Origin of the sequence: Microseira wollei NIES-4236 (assembly GCF_020521235.1) — a bacterium.
Taxonomy (GTDB): domain Bacteria; phylum Cyanobacteriota; class Cyanobacteriia; order Cyanobacteriales; family Aerosakkonemataceae; genus Microseira; species Microseira wollei.
Genome location: NZ_BLAY01000144.1, coordinates 1 through 19,527 on the forward strand (window position 1 = coordinate 1; position 19,527 = coordinate 19,527).

Annotated in this window: 15 protein-coding genes and 2 pseudogenes; 13 read left to right on the forward strand and 4 right to left on the reverse strand. The window is 45.7% G+C overall.

What is annotated here, in order from left to right; all coding sequences use genetic code 11:
* Positions 1-442, reverse strand: a pseudogene (locus MiSe_RS34875) (tetratricopeptide repeat protein); the annotation flags it as partial.
* A gap of 321 nt (positions 443-763) precedes the next feature.
* On the opposite strand from MiSe_RS34875, the gene MiSe_RS34880 reads away from it, so the two are divergent.
* On the forward strand, positions 764-1,036 hold the full coding sequence (locus MiSe_RS34880; protein ID WP_226588846.1) for a hypothetical protein: 273 nt from the start codon (positions 764-766) through the stop codon (positions 1,034-1,036).
* Between the two features lie 167 nt (positions 1,037-1,203).
* Here MiSe_RS34880 and topA read toward each other — a convergent pair whose 3' ends face one another.
* A complete protein-coding gene (gene topA / locus MiSe_RS34885) occupies positions 1,204-3,894 on the reverse strand; it encodes a type I DNA topoisomerase (protein WP_226588849.1) in 2,691 nt (896 codons plus the stop codon).
* A gap of 538 nt (positions 3,895-4,432) precedes the next feature.
* Here topA and MiSe_RS53095 point away from each other — a divergent pair.
* The 9 genes and pseudogenes from MiSe_RS53095 (at position 4,433) to MiSe_RS34925 (ending at position 12,270) form a co-directional block, all read left to right on the forward strand.
* Positions 4,433-4,909 carry a hypothetical protein gene (locus MiSe_RS53095; RefSeq protein ID WP_373872945.1) on the forward strand — a complete coding sequence of 159 codons (477 nt, stop codon included), beginning with the start codon at positions 4,433-4,435 and terminating at the stop codon, positions 4,907-4,909.
* A 165-nt stretch (positions 4,910-5,074) separates the two neighbouring features.
* Positions 5,075-5,641 (forward strand): annotated as a pseudogene (locus MiSe_RS53100) (DUF6745 domain-containing protein); the annotation flags it as partial.
* Positions 5,642-5,762: 121 nt separating this feature from the next.
* Complete coding sequence (locus tag MiSe_RS34895) at positions 5,763-6,005, forward strand: hypothetical protein (RefSeq protein ID WP_226588850.1); 243 nt, start codon at positions 5,763-5,765, stop codon at positions 6,003-6,005.
* Positions 6,002-6,262: a hypothetical protein gene (locus MiSe_RS34900; protein WP_226588853.1), complete on the forward strand. Its 261-nt coding sequence runs from the start codon at positions 6,002-6,004 to the stop codon at positions 6,260-6,262. Before MiSe_RS34895 ends, MiSe_RS34900 begins: the two co-directional genes overlap by 4 nt.
* Complete coding sequence (locus MiSe_RS34905; RefSeq protein WP_226588855.1) at positions 6,243-6,662, forward strand: type II toxin-antitoxin system VapC family toxin; 420 nt, start codon at positions 6,243-6,245, stop codon at positions 6,660-6,662. The genes MiSe_RS34900 and MiSe_RS34905 overlap by 20 nt, the downstream gene beginning before the upstream one ends.
* 118 nt (positions 6,663-6,780) lie before the next feature.
* Complete coding sequence (locus MiSe_RS34910; protein WP_226588857.1) at positions 6,781-8,355, forward strand: NAD(P)H-quinone oxidoreductase subunit N; 1,575 nt, start codon at positions 6,781-6,783, stop codon at positions 8,353-8,355.
* 311 nt (positions 8,356-8,666) lie between these two features.
* Positions 8,667-9,947, forward strand: a complete 1,281-nt coding sequence (locus tag MiSe_RS34915; protein WP_226588859.1) for an RNA-guided endonuclease InsQ/TnpB family protein — start codon at positions 8,667-8,669, stop codon at positions 9,945-9,947.
* A 49-nt stretch (positions 9,948-9,996) separates the two neighbouring features.
* Entirely contained in the window at positions 9,997-11,937 is a 1,941-nt protein-coding gene (locus MiSe_RS34920; RefSeq protein WP_226588860.1) for an FAD-dependent oxidoreductase, read from the forward strand.
* Positions 11,938-12,072: 135 nt separating this feature from the next.
* Entirely contained in the window at positions 12,073-12,270 is a 198-nt protein-coding gene (locus MiSe_RS34925) for a hypothetical protein (RefSeq protein ID WP_226588862.1), read from the forward strand.
* 349 nt (positions 12,271-12,619) lie between these two features.
* Here MiSe_RS34925 and MiSe_RS34930 read toward each other — a convergent pair whose 3' ends face one another.
* Positions 12,620-13,525, reverse strand: coding sequence for a hypothetical protein (locus MiSe_RS34930; protein ID WP_226588864.1), 906 nt, complete (start codon positions 13,523-13,525; stop codon positions 12,620-12,622).
* A 320-nt stretch (positions 13,526-13,845) separates the two neighbouring features.
* Here MiSe_RS34930 and cobJ point away from each other — a divergent pair, with 320 nt between their 5' ends.
* The 3 genes from cobJ to MiSe_RS34945 all read left to right on the forward strand — a co-directional run bounded on the left by cobJ (position 13,846) and on the right by MiSe_RS34945 (position 19,099).
* Complete coding sequence (cobJ, locus tag MiSe_RS34935; RefSeq protein WP_226588866.1) at positions 13,846-16,179, forward strand: precorrin-3B C(17)-methyltransferase; 2,334 nt, start codon at positions 13,846-13,848, stop codon at positions 16,177-16,179.
* A gap of 198 nt (positions 16,180-16,377) precedes the next feature.
* Entirely contained in the window at positions 16,378-17,247 is an 870-nt protein-coding gene (locus MiSe_RS34940; protein ID WP_226588868.1) for a PhnD/SsuA/transferrin family substrate-binding protein, read from the forward strand.
* Positions 17,248-17,311: 64 nt separating this feature from the next.
* Positions 17,312-19,099 (forward strand): sensor histidine kinase, encoded by a 1,788-nt coding sequence (locus tag MiSe_RS34945; protein WP_226588870.1) that lies wholly within the window; start codon positions 17,312-17,314, stop codon positions 19,097-19,099.
* Positions 19,100-19,136: 37 nt separating this feature from the next.
* Here MiSe_RS34945 and MiSe_RS34950 read toward each other — a convergent pair whose 3' ends face one another.
* Entirely contained in the window at positions 19,137-19,493 is a 357-nt protein-coding gene (locus MiSe_RS34950; protein ID WP_226588872.1) for a phage holin family protein, read from the reverse strand.
* Positions 19,494-19,527: the final 34 nt, after the last annotated feature.

Below are 19,527 nucleotides of genomic sequence, written 5' to 3' on the forward strand. Positions count from 1 at the left end.
TTGCGGCAAGGTAATAACGAATTGCTGTTTCTAAATTCTCGGCTTTATCTCCTTTGATTCCGTTAGAGTAGGCATTAGCCAGATTATTTTGAGTCATTGCCCAATCTTGGGGAAAAGCTGAGCGGGTAAAGACGGTAGCAGCAACTTCGTAACCTGCGATCGCCATCTCCAAATTACTAGCTATACTCCCTAGAGGGAACTCCCTAATCAAATTGCTAAAATTGAAAATTAGCTCGGCAATATATTGTGCTTCTTCTGATTCCACCTCTGACAGTTTTGCTGTTGCCCAATCTCGCAACACATAGACAAAATAATCGTTCAGTTTGTCTAGGTTGTCTTGGAGTAGCCGGTACACCTGTTGCGTTTCCCCACTCGGACAATTGAGTAACAAATCGATCAGATTCAGATAGACTTGGCGGCGGCTTTCATCCATTGTCGGCATCAGTGGGAGTACTGATGTGACTTTCTACATCAGTACTCCCACTGATGCCGGATTCTCATAAACCTCTTGAAAAAGTCGATTTATAGCGGTTTGCAACGGGCGTGCAATACACTTATAGCCATTTTCCGTCACATCAACGGGGGCGGGTAGGGAACATCAGTAAGTTTTGTCGCTAGGAGCAAAGTTTTTTGAATGTTCCCGACAATGTTGTGTTGCACCCAATGGAAAACCGCTGTAGATGTTTGGGGGCGAAGTCGCATCAACGGGGGCGGGTAGGGAACATCAGTAAGTTTTGTCACTTTGAGCAAATCCGTTTTTTGAATGCCTTGCCCCGACAATGTTGTGTTGCACCCAATGGAAAACCGCTGTAGATGTTTGGGGGCGAAGTCGCATCAACGGGGGCGGGTAGGGAACATGAGTAAGTTTTGTCGCTTTGAGCAAAGTTTGTTGAATGTTCCCTACAACAATGTTGTATTGCACCCAATTGAAAAATGCTGTAGATGTGTAGGGGCAAAGCCTTTGCGCGAGGCCAAAAACCGGGTTTCTTCGTGGATCTCTTGTAGGGGCACGGCATTCAAAGAACTTTGCGCTTAGCGACAAAACTTACTGATGCCGTGCCCCTACAACCATGTTGCGTCCCTCAACGATTTTTCATAGAAATCCGGTTTCTTTCTTCCTAGATTTTTGCCCAAGGTCTACTGTTGACTGCCAAAATTCAACAATCAACAGCAAACCATTACCAATTACCAATTACCCATCACCTATGACGTTTTTTTCTTGGTAGCAGTAGTTTTGGTTGTAGTTTTACTCGCAGCAGTTTTAGTCGTCTTTGCTTTCGATGTAGTTGCTTTTTTGGTAGTCGTTGATTTACTCGACTTGGTACTGGATTTGGTAGACTTCGCCGTAGAAGCTTTAGCAGCTAGAAGTTCCAGTGCTTTCTCCAGGGTCACCGCTTCTACAGATTCGCCTTCCGGGATAGAAGCATTGGTTTTGCCGTGCTTGATATAAGGGCCATAGGGGCCATTGTAGATATTTACTGGCTCTCCATCTTCTGGGTGATTGCCCAGTTCGCGCAATGCTTCCTTTGTCTTGCTGCGAGTGCCGCGTCCGGCTTTCGGCTGAGAAAGTAACTCTAATGCACGTTCCAGGGTAATTGTCAAGACATCATCGCTAGATTTGAGCGAGCGATAATCTTTCCCTCCTTCCTTGCCTTGGTCGTGGACGACGTAGGGGCCGTAAGGGCCGAGTGCGGCTTGAATTTTGCCGGAGGTGGCTGGGTGGACGCCCAGGGTGCGGGGTAAAGCCAGCAGTCCTAGTGCCATCTCTAGGGTGACATCCTCGACTTTGGTATTTTTGGGAATTCCGGCACGTTTGGGTTTTTTCTTGCCTTCTTGTGCGTCACCCAGTTGGATATAGTGACCGTAACTCCCAAGCAGGATGTAAATCGGTTCCCCGGAAACCGGGTGGAGTCCTAGCTTTTCGGGGCCTTCGGTTTTTTGCCGCAGGATGGTTTCTACCTGTTCGGGGTTGATGTCCGCTGGGGTTAAATCCTTGGGAATCGAGGCGGTGACGACGCCGTCGCCGTTTTCGGCTTCCACGTAGGGGCCAAATTTACCGATGCGGATTTTGGCATCTATTCCTTCCAGTTCGATAGTCCTAGCTTCGGTTGCGTCAATTTGGCTTTCTTGTACCTTCACCTGGGTTTCTAAACCCTCTTCGCCGAGATAAAATTTCTGCAAGTAAGGTAGCCAGTCCACTCCGCCTGTAGCAATGTCGTCGAGATTTTGCTCCATGCGGGAAGTAAACCCGGTGTCTACCAAGTCGGGGAAGTATTTTTCCAGCAGACCTGTGACGGCGAAGGCGGTGAAGGTGGGAACGAGGGCGTTGCCGTTCATTTGGGCGTAACCCCTGTCAACGATGGTGCTGATGATGCTGGCGTAGGTACTTGGACGCCCGATGCCTTCGCTTTCTAGGGTTTTGACCAGAGAAGCTTCGGTGTAGCGCGCGGGGGGTTGGGTTTCGTGACCGATGGCTTCCAGTTCGGTACAGTTGGGATGGTCGCCGACTTTTAATGGCGGTAGAATGACTTCTTGGTCTTCGATCGCGGCGTTGGGATCGTCGGAACCTTCGACGTAGGCGCGCAAATATCCAGGGAAGTTGATGCGCTTACCGCTGGAACGGAAACCGGCATCTTCGACTTGCAATTCGACGCTAATCAGGGTTTGGCGCGAGTCTGCCATTTGGGTGGCGACGGTGCGCTTCCAAATTAAGTCATAAAGCCGAAATTCCCTATCTTTGAGTCCGGTTTCTTGGGGGGTGCGGAAGCTGCTACCTGCGGGGCGAATCGCTTCGTGAGCTTCTTGGGCGCCTTTGCTTTTGGTGCTGTACTGGCGCGCTTTGGGGCTGAGGTATTCTGTGCCGTACATTTGCTCGACGCAGGAGCGGGCGGCGGCGATCGCTTGTTCCGACAAATGCACCGAGTCTGTACGCATATAGGTAATATACCCCTGCTCGTACAAACTTTGGGCGGTTCGCATTGTATCCCGCGCCGATAACCCCAATTTCCGGTTCGCTTCCTGTTGCAGCGTCGAGGTGGTAAACGGCGGGGCGGGTTTGCGCGTAATCGGTCTTTCTTCGATGTTGGCGACTGTCCAAATTTTACCCGTTAGCCGTTCCTGTAACGCTAATGCATCGGCTTCCGACAGTAAAACTACGTTGCGTCCGGCGGCTATTTGTCCCGTAGATTCGTCAAAATCGCTCCCCGTCGCTACTTTAATTCCTCTCAGCGTCATTAACCGCCCTTCAAATGGCGTTTTCTCTTTCTCTAGAGTTGCCTTTAAATCCCAGTATGTCCCCTGACGGAAGGCGAGGCGCTGACGTTCTCTATTCACCAACAACCGCACCGCTACCGACTGCACCCGCCCTGCGGATAAACCTCTGGCTATTTTCTTCCACAACAGCGGCGAGAGGGTATAACCCACCAATCGATCCAAAATGCGCCGCGTTTCTTGGGCGCGGACTACCTGTTCGTCGATGGTGCGGCAGTGTTTCAGGGCGTCGCGGATAGCTTCTTGCGTAATTTCGTGGAATACCATCCGCTTGATCGGGACTTTCGGTTTTAGCACTTGCAATAAATGCCAACTTATGCTTTCCCCTTCCCGGTCTTCGTCTGTTGCTAGTACGAGTTCGTCGGCATCTTTGAGGGCATCTTTTAGCTGCTTGACGGTTTTTTCTTTTTCCTTGGGGATGATATATAGGGGTTCAAAGTCAGCCTCTACATTGACGCCCAACTGCGCCCATTTTTCCCCTTTGACTTCTGGAGGAATTTCATCTGCGGATGAGGGAAGGTCGCGCACGTGCCCCATCGACGCTTCTACCCGGTAGTCGGAGGGTAGGTAGTTGCGGATGGTACGTGCTTTGGTGGGTGATTCGACGATGACCAGGGTTGACATGGGAAGTTCAACAATAGCAGTTAAGCTAGCTTGTCTAATTTAGAGAATTTGTGCAACTTGTCAAGAGCGAGGGTTGGTTTGGAGGGATGCTGGTGCGTCCCAGAGGCGCGCGCTCTCTCTTATTGTCAGGCTATCTCAATTTCTAACTTACCGTTGATGCATGTGAATTAACGTTCGCCAGCTCGGATTCGCCGCGCTTGCATGTTTTCCTGATGATTGTGTCCAATCTTGAGATGCGCTTTCTGGATATTGGCTGGCGAGCGAGTAGCGCTAGCCCAGCTTATTCTTTTATACCGGCAAAAGCATGGATGCGATCGCACTTACATTTTCTCTCCAGATTCCCTAACTGCGGCTCGCTACGAGACTTGACTTTGTATTACTCCTGTAATATAACACGAGAAAGCATAATCTACACAAATAGCGCCGAATTTAAGGAAAAATTGAGGCAACCGATGGGACAAGGCGACGTTATGTTATTACCAGTTGAAGCAAGCGGGGTAAGCTTACCTAACTTTAGCCGCAGGTGAGGTGACATCAGATGGAAAAATTGACGCCAGAACAAGAAGCGCAGATTGCTATTATTGTTGAGAAATGGAGAGCGATCGCCCTGTCTACTGAACCAATTAATCGGCACGCTAGGTCAGCAATAAAATCAGCCTACGCACTTATCGGCAAAGAAGCCCCCGAAATTGTTTTTTGTCCCAGTCCTAGTGACGCTTTGAACAAACTATTTTTGCTCCACTTGGATCTGCTTGCCGATAAAATAGAAAAACAAATCGTTACTAAGCTAGTAGACAAAACCGGAATTATTGCCGAACTCAATAAAAAACAACGAAAGCTGGTTATTGACTATTTGTCTCAAATCTCGAGTAAGCCTATTAAAAAAATATTTATAGCTCGGCATGACCTCTACGATCAGCTCGAGAATAACTTTGGTTTAGAAATAGTAGAACAATTCTATTCTCGCGTTATGGTAAATTTAGGATACCAACTACACAATCGTATAATAAATTAACTTTATCTTCTAGCAAACCAACAAATAACAAGCAAAATAGCTAAACTAGAAAGCCAGCTAGGAGAAAGACTTTGGGAATCACTCAAGAGCGAATTAGAACAGCAAAACTGGCAGATAATAAAAAATAACTATCACGCAGGTGCAGGTTATGATTGCTGTTGGCTTGATATTTGTGCTGCGGTTTTAAATTGTACAGTAAATCAAAGCTTAAGCGAAGTATTGCAGTCGTTGGTAAAAGAATGCGGGCAGATTTATGCCTATAAAAAGATTTGTCTTGTATGCGATCGCCCTCGCATTGTCTCGTTGGATAACCAACAGCGACTCCACGCAGAAGGCGCAACCGCGATTCAATTTGCGGATGGTTTCAGCGTTTACGCCTACCACGACGTGAGACTACCTGAGAAATATGGCAAATTGCACCCCGATCGGTGGCGTTCAGAATGGCTTTTAACCGAAGAAAATGCGGAACTTAGGCGAGTATTAATTCAGCGAATTGGTGACGATAGAATTTGTCAGGAATTAGAAGCTATCGAATTAGATACTTGGCAAGAATACACGCTGTTAAAAATTGACAATGCTGATATAGAGCCAATTTATCTATTAAAAATGATCTGCCCTAGCACTGGGAGAATTCACGCTTGGCGCGTTCCGCCTGATATGCAATCCGCGAGGGAAGCGATAACATGGGTAAACTGGGGCATCGACCCAGACGAATTTTCAGTACAAACTTAAAAGAACCCATACACTGTGCCAGAAACCCGGTTTTTTCAAAAAACCGGGTTTCTTGTCCCGCTCGTTTAATCCTTGAAAATGCTAAAATTGTGAGCAAAATAAGTATAAAAAATGAGACAGCATGGCAAAAATAGAAATTGAATTAGACGACGAAACGCTTGTTCGGGCTAAGGAAATGGCAGAAAAAAACCATTGTACCCTGCAAGAACTGTTGAAAGTGATGCTCGAGCAACTGGCTGTGCCTCCGGTGCTAAACTACCCTTTGTTAGGTGGGTGGGAAGATGAAGCAGAATTGGTAGATGAGATGATAGAAGATATAATGAGGAAGCGAGCGGTACATCCTAGAGAAGATGAGGCAGCGTGAAAAAAGTCAAGATTGAAATTGAACTAGAAGAACCAACTTTTTGGCGTGCTAAGCAAATGGCTATTGCAAGCGATCGCACTCTATCAGACTTGATCGCCTACGCTATCGAAAAATTAGCCGAAATCGAACCCCCAAAAGACGCGATCCTGGGTGGATGGGCGGACGAACCTGAATTGGTAGACGAAATCCTAGCAGAAATCATGAGAGATCGGGCAGCACACCCGTTAAATCAGAAATTTGAACAAAATATTACTTGATACTGATATTTTTTCCGAGATTCGTAAAGGAATTGATGGGCGCGTCGTCTCTAGGGCTGGTGCTTATCGTCATGTTTTTGGTTTCTATACGATCTCTATAATGACCGTTACAGAAGTGGTCAAAGGCTGGCAGAAACGTCAGCGGGAAGACCGCGTTCAAGAGTTTTTGACAGAAATTGCTAACGTGGAAGTGTTACCAATAGATAATTCTATTGGCGAATTAGCAGGACGAATCTGTGGAGATTTAGAACGCACGGGACAACCAATCGGTTTAGCTGATTCTATAATTGCCGCGACAGCAATCCACCAGGATTTAATCTTAATAACGGGTAATTTATCGCACTATCAGCGGATTCAAGGTTTGGGGTATAGTTTAAAGCTGGATAACTGGCGCAACTGAAAGCATAAGGGTGTAAGGGTGCGATCGCTCGAACACCTTGAGCGCAAGTAACCCAGAACACAATATTATTAATAGTGTCCGGTGACTCTATGCCTAATCCCCAATACTGGTAGGTTCTATGAGCTTTGCTGAACTCGCAGCCCAGTTAAATGCTGGAACAATTTTGCCAGAGAGTATCGTTCTGATAACGCTTCTGGTAGTCGTACTGGGTGACTTAATTGTCGGTCGGACGGCGTCGCGCTGGCTACCCTACGCAGCGATCGCAGGTCTTCTAACCGCTGTTGTCGCCCTATACTTTCAATGGGATATTGGAAACCCCATCTCGTTTTTGGGTGGCTTTAACGGCGATGCCCTCAGCGTTGTATTTCGCGGTATCATCGCCCTGTCTGCTGCCGTCACCATTTTGATGTCGATCCGCTATGTCGAACAAACGGGAACTTCCCTAGCGGAATTTATCGGAATATTGCTCACCGCCACCCTTGGGGGTATGTTCCTGTCAGGCGCAGATGAACTGGTGACAATTTTTGTTTCCCTGGAAACACTTAGTATCTCTTCTTACCTGCTCACGGGTTACACCAAGCGCGACCCCCGGTCGAACGAAGCAGCGTTGAAATACCTGCTGATTGGGGCATCGAGTTCGGCGGTGTTTCTCTACGGCGTTTCGCTGCTGTATGGGTTATCCGGCGGCGAAACTCAGTTAGGCGCGATCGCTAGAGGCATTGCTAGCGCTAACGGTACTGGTTCCCTCGGTTTGGTAATCGCATTGGTGTTTGCGATCGCGGGCGTTGCGTTTAAAATCTCCGCCGTCCCCTTTCACCAATGGACCCCCGACGTATACGAAGGTTCACCTACACCAGTTGTAGCATTTTTATCCGTAGGTTCCAAAGCTGCTGGTTTCGCCCTCGCCATCCGTTTGTTAGTCACCGCTTTCCCCCTAGTTACTGAGGAGTGGCGGTTTGTGTTCACAGCCCTCGCTATCCTCAGCATGGTTTTGGGTAACGTAGTCGCCCTCGCCCAAACCAGCATGAAAAGGCTGTTAGCCTATTCTTCCATCGCCCAAGCAGGCTTTGTGATGCTGGGTTTGATCGCCGGAACCGAAGCCGGATACGCCAGTATGATTTTTTACCTGCTGGTTTACCTATTCATGAACCTGGGCGGCTTTATTTGCGTGATTCTGTTCACCCTGCGGACGGGAACCGACCAAATTAGCGAATACTCGGGTTTGTATCAAAAAGACCCCCTCCTGACTTTGGGACTCAGTATTTGTTTGCTGTCCTTGGGTGGGATTCCGCCCCTGGCTGGGTTCTTTGGTAAGCTGTACCTGTTCTGGGCAGGTTGGCAAGCTGGACTCTACGGCTTAGTGCTGCTGGGGTTACTGACAAGCGTGGTATCGATTTACTACTACATCCGCGTCGTCAAGATGATGGTGGTGAAAGAACCCCACGAAATGTCCGATACGGTCAAGAATTATCCAGAAATTAGCTGGAATTTGCCCGGAATGCGACCTTTGCAAGTCGGTTTGGTGCTGACAGTCATCGCTACTTCGGTCGCGGGTATATTATCTAACCCGCTGTTTACCTTGGCGAACAGTTCGATCGCCCGTACACCCATGTTACAGAGTGCGATCGTGCAAGTCCAACCCCCAACGCCGATTTCCGCAACTCAGGTTTTGCAGCAGACTCAGCGCAATTAATGAGTTTCTCAGCGGGATATTAGTTAAAAACGTCTGACTTTGCTGTCAGCTTAAACCGCAGGAGCCTCACGTCTCACAAGGTTAGGGGAGCGTGAGAGAATGCGGGTCAAAGAAAGGGGTTCGATGCCCCTTTCTTTGACATTTTTCTGGCTAGTGTTCGCAGAAACTCTCTGAACACATCGCTTTGAGTTCGGGCAGTCAACTCGCAGTACTTCAGTAATACCTCTTTTTCTTCTGGCGTAAGCCTAAACGTTACTGTCTCTGTTTGTTTCACAATTGTAATTACATTAAATATGCAGTACAATTCTCACATGAAACTATCCTACCAATTCAAGCTACTGCCAACTTACCCTGAACGCTGCCGAATGACACGGTGGCTTGACATGCTAAGACATGCCTACAACTGGATGCTGGCAGATAGGTTTGATTGGTGGGAAAGCAATCGCTGTTTGATTAACGCCTGTCCGTTGGTGTGTAGCATTGCCGAACCCAGAGAGCAGCCTGAATATTATGGTCAAAAGCGAACCCTAGTATCTCTTAAAGCAAAGCGGGAATGGTACAAAGATATTCACGCTGATGTTTTACAGGACATGGTGAAGCGAGTAGACCTGGCATTTACTCGGTTCATCAAGGGCGACAGTAGCGGTAAGCGTAGCGGCAAACCTCGATTTAAGGGCAAGAATCGCTATCGCACTTTTGCCTATCAACGGGTTAAACCTGACTGCATCCAAGGGAATCGAATTGAACTACCCAAACTGGGGAAAATAAAGTTCATCCAACATCGCCCCATCCCGGATGGGTTGATCATCAAAAGAGCGCTACTCACTCAAAAAGCTGACGGATGGTACGTCACGCTAACTCTGGAAGATGTTTCCGTTCCAAGCAATCCACACCACGACATTGAGCCAACTGAAGCCAACAGCATTGGTGTTGATGCGGGTTTGGAGTACTTTGTTGCTTGCTCTGACGGGACAATGGTAAAATATCCTAAGTTTTACCGACAAGCCGAGAGCAAACTAGCGCGTTTGTTGGCAAAAAGGGAGTTGAGAGCGAAAGGTTCTACAGCACGTCGCAAGCTCAATCAACATATTGCTAAATTACACCAACAGATAGCACGGCAGCGCCAGCAATGGCATTTTGAGCTAGCTGGTGAATTGGTTGATAAAGCAGAAGTCGTTTTTGTTGAGGACTTAAATGTCTCCAACATGACCCGACGCAACAAACCCAAACAGGACAAGTCAGGAAAGTTTCTGCCCAATGGTCAAGCTGCCAAATCGGGTTTGAACAAAAGTTTAGCTGATGCTGGGATAGCTGGATTCTTAAATGAAATCCTACCGTACAAAGCCGTAAAAGCTGGGCGGTTGGTTGTGAAAGTCAATCCAGCAGGAACATCTCAACATTGTGCAATATGCCTAAACAGGGTTCCGAAAGAGTTAAGCGATAGGTGGCATGAATGCGCTTGTGGTGCGTCCATGCCTCGCGATCTTAACTCTGGAATTTTAATCAAAAAAGTGGGGTTGGGCGTTTGCCTCACTATAAAACGCGAATCCGGGAAATCTCGGAGGAGAAGCCCACACTCAATCAAAGATTAGAGTGTGGGAGTACGTCACGCGTTTTTTTCCGGGTATATGGTAATAAACTATGCAACAACCACCCCGAAAACAAATTTTGCGAATACTAACCTTTATCTTTCTGTTTGCAGGCAGTTTTGCACTCGTACTGGGTGGTTTAAACAATGGTTCGCAAGTCTCCCTCCTCAACTGGAAATCTGCTGAAGATGAACAGCGAACCCAGGAGAATTTGACCACAACTTTAGAATTGCTACCCAATAACAGACCTGAATTATCGCCCTTACCTGCGGCTAAACAGGTTTGGCAATGTGAAGTGATTGTAGTTGGAGGGTCCTTGGGAGGAGTTGCAGCAGCATCTGTGGCAATGAAATCTAGGGCAAAAACTTGTTTGATTGAATTAACTCCTTGGTTGGGCGGACAAATTAGTTCTCAAGGTGTTTCTGCCATCGACGAGTCGGTCACAATGATGACCAAGAATAATTTTTCCCAAAATTGGAAAGATTTTAAGGGATTAATTAGAAAGCAACCCGTTAAACTGCCTGTTTGGGCTAAACAAACTAAAAAACTATCCGTTGAAGATATCAATAGTTGTTGGGTGGGGCGGCTTTGCTTTCCTCCTAAAGTAGGGGCAATGGCAGCCAAACAATTGCTAGAATCATCGGTTAAATTTGCCCGCGGTAGTCGTTGGGAAACTTCTACTGCTTTTAAAGGTGCTGAATTTGATTCTACAGGTCGTTTTATTACGGCAATTTATGCCGTGCAACGCATTCCCCGCAGTCCCGATTATGTTCCTAAAGGTCGCCCCTCCCAAGAATTAGATGACTGGTATTCTTGGTCGCCAAATCCGGAATTTGAGAAAGTACCGCTGCGTTTAGAAGCACCTCCAGGGAAAAGGTTAATTGTGATCGATGCGACGGATACGGGGGAGTTAATGGCATGGGCGCGGGTTCCCTATAGCTTGGGTTCGGAAGCAAAGGCAATTACGGGTGAAAAGCACGCACCGGCAAAAAGTAATCCCGAATGTACCCAGGCATTTACGTTTCCTTTTGTACTGGCAATTAAAAATGATGACAACGCAAGTTTAAAGACTTTAAATCAAATTAAACCGGAATATTCCAGAAGAGAACATCACCGGGAATTTTATTTAAAAGGGTATTCCATGTTTGAAGGTCGCAGCTTTTTTAAGTATAGGCGCATTGTCAGTCTCGGTAACGATGGGCGGTTTGTTGGCACGCCAGTACCGGGGGATATGGCAATGGTAAATTGGGTGTTCGGTAATAACTGGAATTGGATGAATCCTCCCTTGCTTTTGACTGAGGAAAGGCTGATTCAAACCGGGCAATATCAAAATTGGATGGGGGGACTTTCTTTAAGTGCGCTGCGCCACGCAGAAGAACGGGCGCTGCTATTTTCAGAATGGGTGATGGAAACTCAAAGTAATCCTAAGTTTCCCCTCGCCCATCTATCAGGTTCTGATTCGCCAATGGGTACGGTTTCCGGTTTAAGTATGATGCCTTATATCCGGGAAGGACGGCGAATTTTGGGACGCAGTGCTTACGGGCAAACTGAGTTTATGATTCGCGAACCTGATGTGAGAAATGATATGCAGGGGGGACGCAAATTTAATCCGACTGCTGTGGCGGTGACTCACTACGATGTGGATATTCAGGGTTGCATGTACCGCAATTGGCATAACCCTTGGGAAGCTGTTAGTGCAGGCGTTCAAGAAGATTTTGTCCATCCTATCTACATTCCCTTAGAAGCTTTGATACCCCAGGGAGTTGACAATTTACTCATTGGTGGTAAGGGTATTGCTGTTAGTCATATTGTGAATGCCGCTACTCGGCTTCATTACGGAGAATGGACTTTCGGCTCGGCGGCGGGGGGGACTGCGGCATGGTTAATTAAGCAACCTCAACCAAATTTGACGCATGCAGAAATTGTCCCGAAAAAGTTGATGCCGAAGTTGCATCAACACTTGAAGAAACATGGGCTTCGGGTTAGTTGGTAGTAGCGATTGCACCTGAATTTAACATACTTCCTTTGGTAAAGGTAAAAACACTCTAAAGTCAGAGGTAGGTATTGCCAAAGCTGCGGTTAAATATAAAAACACCGCTGAAAAAAATCAATTGAAAGAGGCAAAATTATGTTTAGCGTTGGCGATTACGTGTGCAATCAAAAAACTGGAGAGATTGGTGAAGTTATTGGTTACGGACACCAAATTCTCGATAGCGGTTATACCACAACGCTGAAAGTTTTAGTCGCTCAGTCTGAAGGTTATGGTAGGAAAAGATTTGTCACTGAGGACTTGTATTCTGCTTGGAGTATGTGTTCGGACAAGTAATACTTTTAGCAATGCTGTTTGGTTGCGCATCGTTCTCAAGTATCAGCGAGGAGAACCCCCTAAATCCCCCTTGCTAAGGGGGACTTTAACGATCAGAACCCCCTAAATCCCCCTTGCTAAGGGGGACTTTAACGATCAGAACCCCCTAAATCCCCCTTGCTAAGGGGGACTTTAACGAGCAAATTTTCTATATGTAGGGTGCGTTAGCGGCGGAGTACGGCACGATTTACCATATTTAGTTTCCTTGCGTAAATCCTGATAGAATATATCCCTTAAAAAGGGGGACTTTAAACTGCTATAGAATCCCGGTTTCTTTCAGAAACCGGGATTCTGTATTTGCCAACTAAACTTATGTAGATTCAATAGTGTTAGCTGGTAAAGAAGGTTTGGCAAAAGAACCGTAAAGTTCAACAAATCTTCTGAAGAGTAACATGGTTTCGTGAGTTGGAAGCGTACTTAAATTAACTAGGCGTTCGGTTCTTTCTGCTAGTTTTTGCAAGTACGGCAAGTCTTCAAAAAGTGTCAGACAAGCGGCGAAGTGCAAGAGTATTTGCAACAAGGGTTTAAACCAGTTTAAGTCGCTGTAAATATCAATAAAGAACTTGTGTTCTTTATCGCTTATCGGTTCCACATTAAACATGACGACGATTCGCTTATCGTTGTAAACCGGAATGTTGAGTTCAACGGTGTGAGGATTGTGCAAAATCAGGATAACTTCTACAATCGGTTGTCGCCAAATTCTCAAAGCATTGAAGGAGGAATCTAAAACGGTTTGAAATTTGATCGTTCCCCCTATTTCTGTTGGCTGATAATCGGTGACTTGAATTATCCTCAAATTGCCCAAACTAAAATAGTGGACGTGTTCTAAATGCTTCAAGTTCAACAAATGATAGATTTGACAGACATATGAAAAAGGCAAAACGTATTCTTGGCTAATCATATGCCGCTGTTTCAATCTAACTGGTTCGCGATAGATTGTTAGTTCGCTATAGTCAGAATCCGGTTTATAGCTGGCTATTGTACCCAAATCGCTAATATTAAAACTTGACTCGGGTTTTAAAGATAACCAACCCAATAAAAAGAATGCCGCTGTGAATAATTGAGCTAATTCGATGGCAGATATGTATCCATCTGCAAAGGCAGCAATTGTTCTATCGGTAACTCCAAATAGCCAAGATGGAATCCCAATCAGCCAAACACCGTTTCTGAGGTTGCCTAAAAAAGTCGCCAGTTGTGGGGGTGGATTGTTTTTCATCAATTTATTCCTGGTTGAGGTTAAAGCAAAAAATAAACAGCAAAGTTTAGCGGCAAAATCTCAGCACTTGCCGTAGAGCTTGTTTAAATATGCACCCTTTACTTAGTCGCTATAAACTTCAGGTAGATAGCGGTAAAAAAGTCCCGTGTTGCTTGTTATAAGAAATGTAAAATAATTAGAGTCATGTCGCCTTCTGTCGGAAGATCGGGATAAGTTTCTACCCAAAGGAACGGATTTAACTTTTAGTCAATCTATCTTCAGAAATACAAAAAGCTGGATAATAAGGGAGAAGTAGAAAATCCTTGCACCCATCTATAGTTGTGTTGTTTCAAGATTTCCAACCCTTAGCCGCGATCGCTACCACCCCCACCGCCGCCAAAAGGCTTTTGCCCCTGACTATAGCTACAGGTGCAACCTTGTGGATTCCGGAATCATTGACCGGGTTTCTGGAAGCCTCTGGCGGGCAAGATGCCCACCCCACAATAGGCGGGCAAGATGCCCACCCCACAATAGGCGGGCAAGATGCCCACCCCACAATGCTAGAAGTCTCTGGCGGGCAAGATGCCCACCCCACAATGCTAGAAGTCTCTGGCGGGCAAGATGCCCACCCCACAATACAGGTGTATGCGGGTTCGCTCAAAACCCATCTAGCGACGATTTGGCATCAATATCAAGGCTTTATTTTTGGCTTGGCAACGGGAGCAGTCGTTCGCTTGATTTCACCTTTGTTGGAAGATAAATCCCGCGATCCGGCGGTGGTGGTAGTCGATGAAATGGGACAATTTGCGATTAGTTTATGCAGCGGACACCAGGGAGGGGCGGATCGACTCGCCAGACTTGTCGCCCTCCAAATTGGCGCAACGCCGGTTTTGAGCGGGGCATCGGTTGGTTTAGGATTACCCGCAGTGGATATGCTGGGGGTTCCTTTTGGTTGGACAAAAGGCGAAGGGAATTGGACAAAAGTTGCGGCGGCGATTGCGAGAGGCGAACCTGTTGAGGTAATTCAAGAAGTTGGTTCTACTTTGTGGCAAAAACACCTTCCAAAGGGTCATCCATTTTATTTTGAAGCAGCAGAGGACTCCGGGAGCAGAGGAGCAGAGGAGACAAGAGATCTGGTTGATTCTTCATCAACAATTACCAATTACCAATTCCCAATTACCAAATCCCGAATTTGGATCGGTTTTACCCAGCGACGGTTTTCTCCAGAGTCTGAGTTGCCAAAAGTTCAATGGCATCCACGAGTTTTGTGGGTAGGAATTGGATGCGAACGAGGGACATCTAGACAATTAATTGAAACGGCTATTGAGCGGGTGTTTCAAGCTCATCATTTGGCAATGGGTGCGATCGCAGGCATTGCCACAATAGATATTAAAGCCGATGAAGCGGGGTTAGTGGAATTATGCCGCGATCGCAATTGGCCTTTACAAACTTTCCCTGCTGAAATTTTACGCTCGATTGCCGTCCCCACTCCTTCCACCGTTGTAGAAGTCGAAGTTGGAACCAAGAGTGTCGCCGAAGCAGCTGCTATTGTTGCCGGACAGGAATCTTGCCTGTCCATGGCAAAAGGCGAAGCAGCTGATCTTCTTGTGGGACAGGAATCTTGCCTGTCCATGGCAAAAGGTGAAGCAGCTAATATTCTTGTGGGACAGGCATCTTGCCTGTCAATGGGAAATGGCGGGCAAGATGCCCACCCCACAATAAGCGGGCAAGATGCCCACCCCACAATAGGCGCAGCTGATATTCTTGTGGGACAGGCATCTTGCCTGTCCATGGGAAATGGCGGGCAAGATGCCCACCCCACAATACTGTTGGTTCGCAAACAAATATTTCGGTTAGAAGGACAACCCGGTGCAGTTACCGTCGCCGTTGCTTTAGCAGAAAAAGAATACACCGGGCGCACGGGTTGTTTATTTTTGGTGGGAACTGGTCCCGGACAATTAAACCAAATTACTCCAGCGGCGCAAACAGCAATATCGAGCGCGGATGCAGTAATTGGTTACTCTTTATATATCGATTTAATTTCCCCTTTGTTGCGTCCGGGTCAAATTGTCGAAGCATTACCTATTACCCAGGAACGCCAAAGGGCAGAAAGGGCAATTGAACTCGCGCGATGGGGTTTAACAGTTGCTGTTGTTTCATCAGGCGACTGCGGCATTTATGGCATGGCTGGATTAGTTTTAGAACAGCTTCGTTTCGCAGGTTGGGATGGCAAAATACCAAAGGTTCAAGTGTTTCCAGGCATCACTGCTTTGCAAGCGGCTGCCTCGCGGGTCGGTGCGCCTTTAATGCACGATTTTTGTGCGATTAGTTTAAGCGATTTACTCACCCCTTGGTCGGCAATTGAAAAGCGTTTAACTGCTGCTGCTATGGCAGATTTTGTCACGGCTTTGTATAACCCAAAATCGGCTAATCGTACAGAACAAATTGTCCGCGCCCAGGAGATTTTTCGGCAATACCGCGACCCGAATACGCCGGTGGCAATTGTTCGATCTGCTTATCGGCAAGATGAACAAATTAGTATCACGACATTGGATAAATTGCTGTCAGCGTCGATCGATATGCTGACGATTGTTTTAATCGGCAATTCTAATACTCGCAATTATGCGGAATGGATGATTACTCCTCGCGGTTATCAAATAGGCGAGAGCGAATAATCGAAAAACCCAGTTTCTTTAATAAACCGGGTTTTTGTTAAGTATCGTTACAATAATTTACGTGTAAATTCGGATGCGTTCTCCCAGAGTGCCTCCAATTATACTTTGAGTGTTTAAACAGACATTAACCTCTAGTTAATCAACGCATAATTAACCTCAACTATAATTGAACGGTTTCTTATATTTAAAAATCAAAATATGAGAAGGCGAAATTTCCTCCTCTACTCTCTATTATTTATAGCAGGCTGTACATCAGTTACCAATACTCCCACAGGAAGTCAGCCCAAAAAGCTGCGGTTTACAGTCACAGATGCGCTAGGAATGGAAGAGTTACAGAGGGATTATGGGGCATTGCAAGCGGCTTTAAAAGAAATACTCCAAACAGAAATTGAACTCGTTTCCGTCGAAAGTTACACCGCAGCAGCTTCTGGCTTACAATCAGATCAACTCGACTTTGTTCTCACAGGTCCATCAGAATATGTGGTCATGCGTGCCAGGACAAATGCCGTTCCCGTCCTCGGCATTACCCGACCCAACTACCGCACGGTTATCTGGGTTTCTGCTAACAGCAAAATTAAGTCGGTAATTGAGTTGAAAGGTAAAAAAATAGCCTTTTGGAAAATTGGTTCTACCAGCGGTTATCTTGGCCCGACAAAACTTTTAATCGATGCCGGATTAAATCCTCAATCTGACGTCAAAATTCTGATGTTAGGAAGTAAGGGACTCCCCAGCTTACAAAAAGGCGAAGTTGATGCTTGGGGAGGGTCCGCTGTTAAGTACGAACAATTTCTGCAAGAGCAAAGTTTATCAGAAAGTTCATTGCCGGTGATAGCAAAAGGGCCATTCCTTCCCAAAGATTTATTTGTTGCCAGTAGCCAACTCGCTCCTGAAACTGTTGAAAGAATAAGTTCGCTTTTAATTAAATATCAGGGTAAAATTATTAAAAGTCTTTTAAATGTCGAAGAAGGTAAGTATAAAGGTTCTAATATAGTTCCGGTGAATGATTCTGAGTACGACATGATTCGCGAAGTTTATAAAGCTATCGGACAAGGTAATTTTGTTCAATAAAGGTTGCCAAATGTTCAATAGACAAACTTCCCGTGCAAAATTTTACTCAAACTGGAGCAAAAATATGTTCAGTCGCTTGAGTATTGCCAAAAAGATTGGTTATGGGTATGGATTGGCTATTGGAATATCGGTTTTAGGGACAACGATGGGTTTGGTTGTGGGAGAATACTACCAAAAACAAGCCAAGCAACAACATGAAATTGCCCATCAACAGGAATATTTAATTTACGATCTAAACATTAGCGTGCGCGAAATGCGATCGCATCCCCAACGACTGATGAGTGTGGTGGGTCAATCAATTTGGTTTGACTACGAAACTGCCAAGTTTTTTGGCGATGTGCGTCAAGTGAAAAAAGTTATTTCTGAATTTGAAACTTTTGTCGAAAACCATCCCGGTGAATTAGCAAGAAATGCGACGGATTTAAAACAATTACTGAACGCTTACAAAACAAATACGGAATCCTATACTGAGTTAATTAAAATATTGTGGTATAAAATAAAAACAGCCAATGTAAAAGCTGATGAAATTGAGACAGCAAATCATGCAATGCTGAATTTTTACCGAGAAAAGCAAGCGACGGGTGTGAGCGTTCAATTCGATCGAGTCAGCGAAAGTTTAAATCGGATTAAAAATGAGGCGGAAAGACAAAAAATCCAATCGGATATAAAGCTAAAAGAAGCTGAAAAAATCAGGGTGATAATTATTGGAACGAGTATGATATTATCAGTGGGGATCGCCACCCTATTGGCAACGAGTACAAGTCGAGCGATCGCCAGTCCTTTAGTAGCAGTAACTCAAGTGGCAAATAAGATTATTAAAGAAGCTAATTTTCACCTCCGCAGTTCTGTTACAACTCAAGATGAAATCGGGTCGTTAGCAACTTCTTTAAATCAGCTAGTGGAGTGGGTAGAAGAGTATACCCTGGCGCTAGAACTCGCACGCAAAACATTAGAACAACGAGTAGAAGAACGCACCCAAGAACTTCAGGAAACACTCGAAAAACTCCAAGCAACTCAAACGCAACTCATTCAAACAGAAAAAATGTCTAGTTTGGGACAAATGGTGGCTGGTATTGCCCATGAAATTAACAATCCTGTTAATTTTATTCACGGAAATATCCAATATGCCCACCAGTATGCTGAAGATTTGCTTGAGTTAGTCCAGCTTTACCAGCAGCAGTATCCCCATCCAACTCCGTTAATTCAAGCGCAAATAGAAGCAATCGATCTAAACTTTATCAACGAAGATTTTCAGAAAATCCTATTTTCAATGAAAGTGGGAACGGAACGCATCCAGAAAATTGTTTTGTCTTTGCGTAATTTCTCCCGCCTCGATGAAGCCGAGATGAAATCTGTTGATATCCATGAAGGAATTGAAAATGCGCTGTTAATTCTAAATCTACGACTCAAAACGGGGATTGAAGTGGTTAAAAATTATGGAAATTTGCCCCCGATTGAGTGTTATCCAGCGCAATTAAACCAGGTTTTTATGAATATCCTCGCCAATGCAATTGACGCCCTGGAAGAAGTAATGGGTAGCCGCAAAGAAAGTCCCAATTACCCATTACCAACCATCCTGATTCGCACTGAAATAACTGGAGCCAATTATATAACGATACGGATTTTAGATAATGGCCCAGGAATTCCACCAGAAATTAAACATAAATTATTTGACCCATTTTTTACCACCAAGCCGGTGGGAAAAGGCACGGGTTTAGGACTTTCGATTAGCTACCAGATCGTTGAAAAACATGGGGGTAAAATCAAGGTGGATTCCGAAGTGGGTAAAGGAACGGAATTGGCGATCGCATTACCGATAAAAACAAAAAGCCGTCAGTTAGCTGCGGTTTAGAAACCGGGTTTTTTGGCAAAACCCGGTTGCGCGCGCTTCAGTCATCTTGCTTAGCAAACTTAGAATTCAGCCAACTAGCAACTAAACCCAAAACAATAGAAGTCATCAAAGCAGGCGGAAACCCTCTCACTTGAAAACTAGGTGCGAGAAGGCTAGTTAGCCAAATCGTAGTAGAGTTGATGATAAACAAAAACAAACTAAAGGTGACAAGCGTGAGGGGAAATGATGTAAAAATTAATAACACGGGTCGGAAAATCGCAGTCACCAACCCCAAAATCAGGGCGGCGTAAACCCCAGCATTCGTGTTTCCGACGATCAAACCGGGTATAAAATTAGCTGCGATCAGCAGCACCAGCGCCGCAATCAGCCAAGTTGCGATAAATTTGCGATACATATCCCTGCTCAATTTTCAACTTATTCCAGGATTT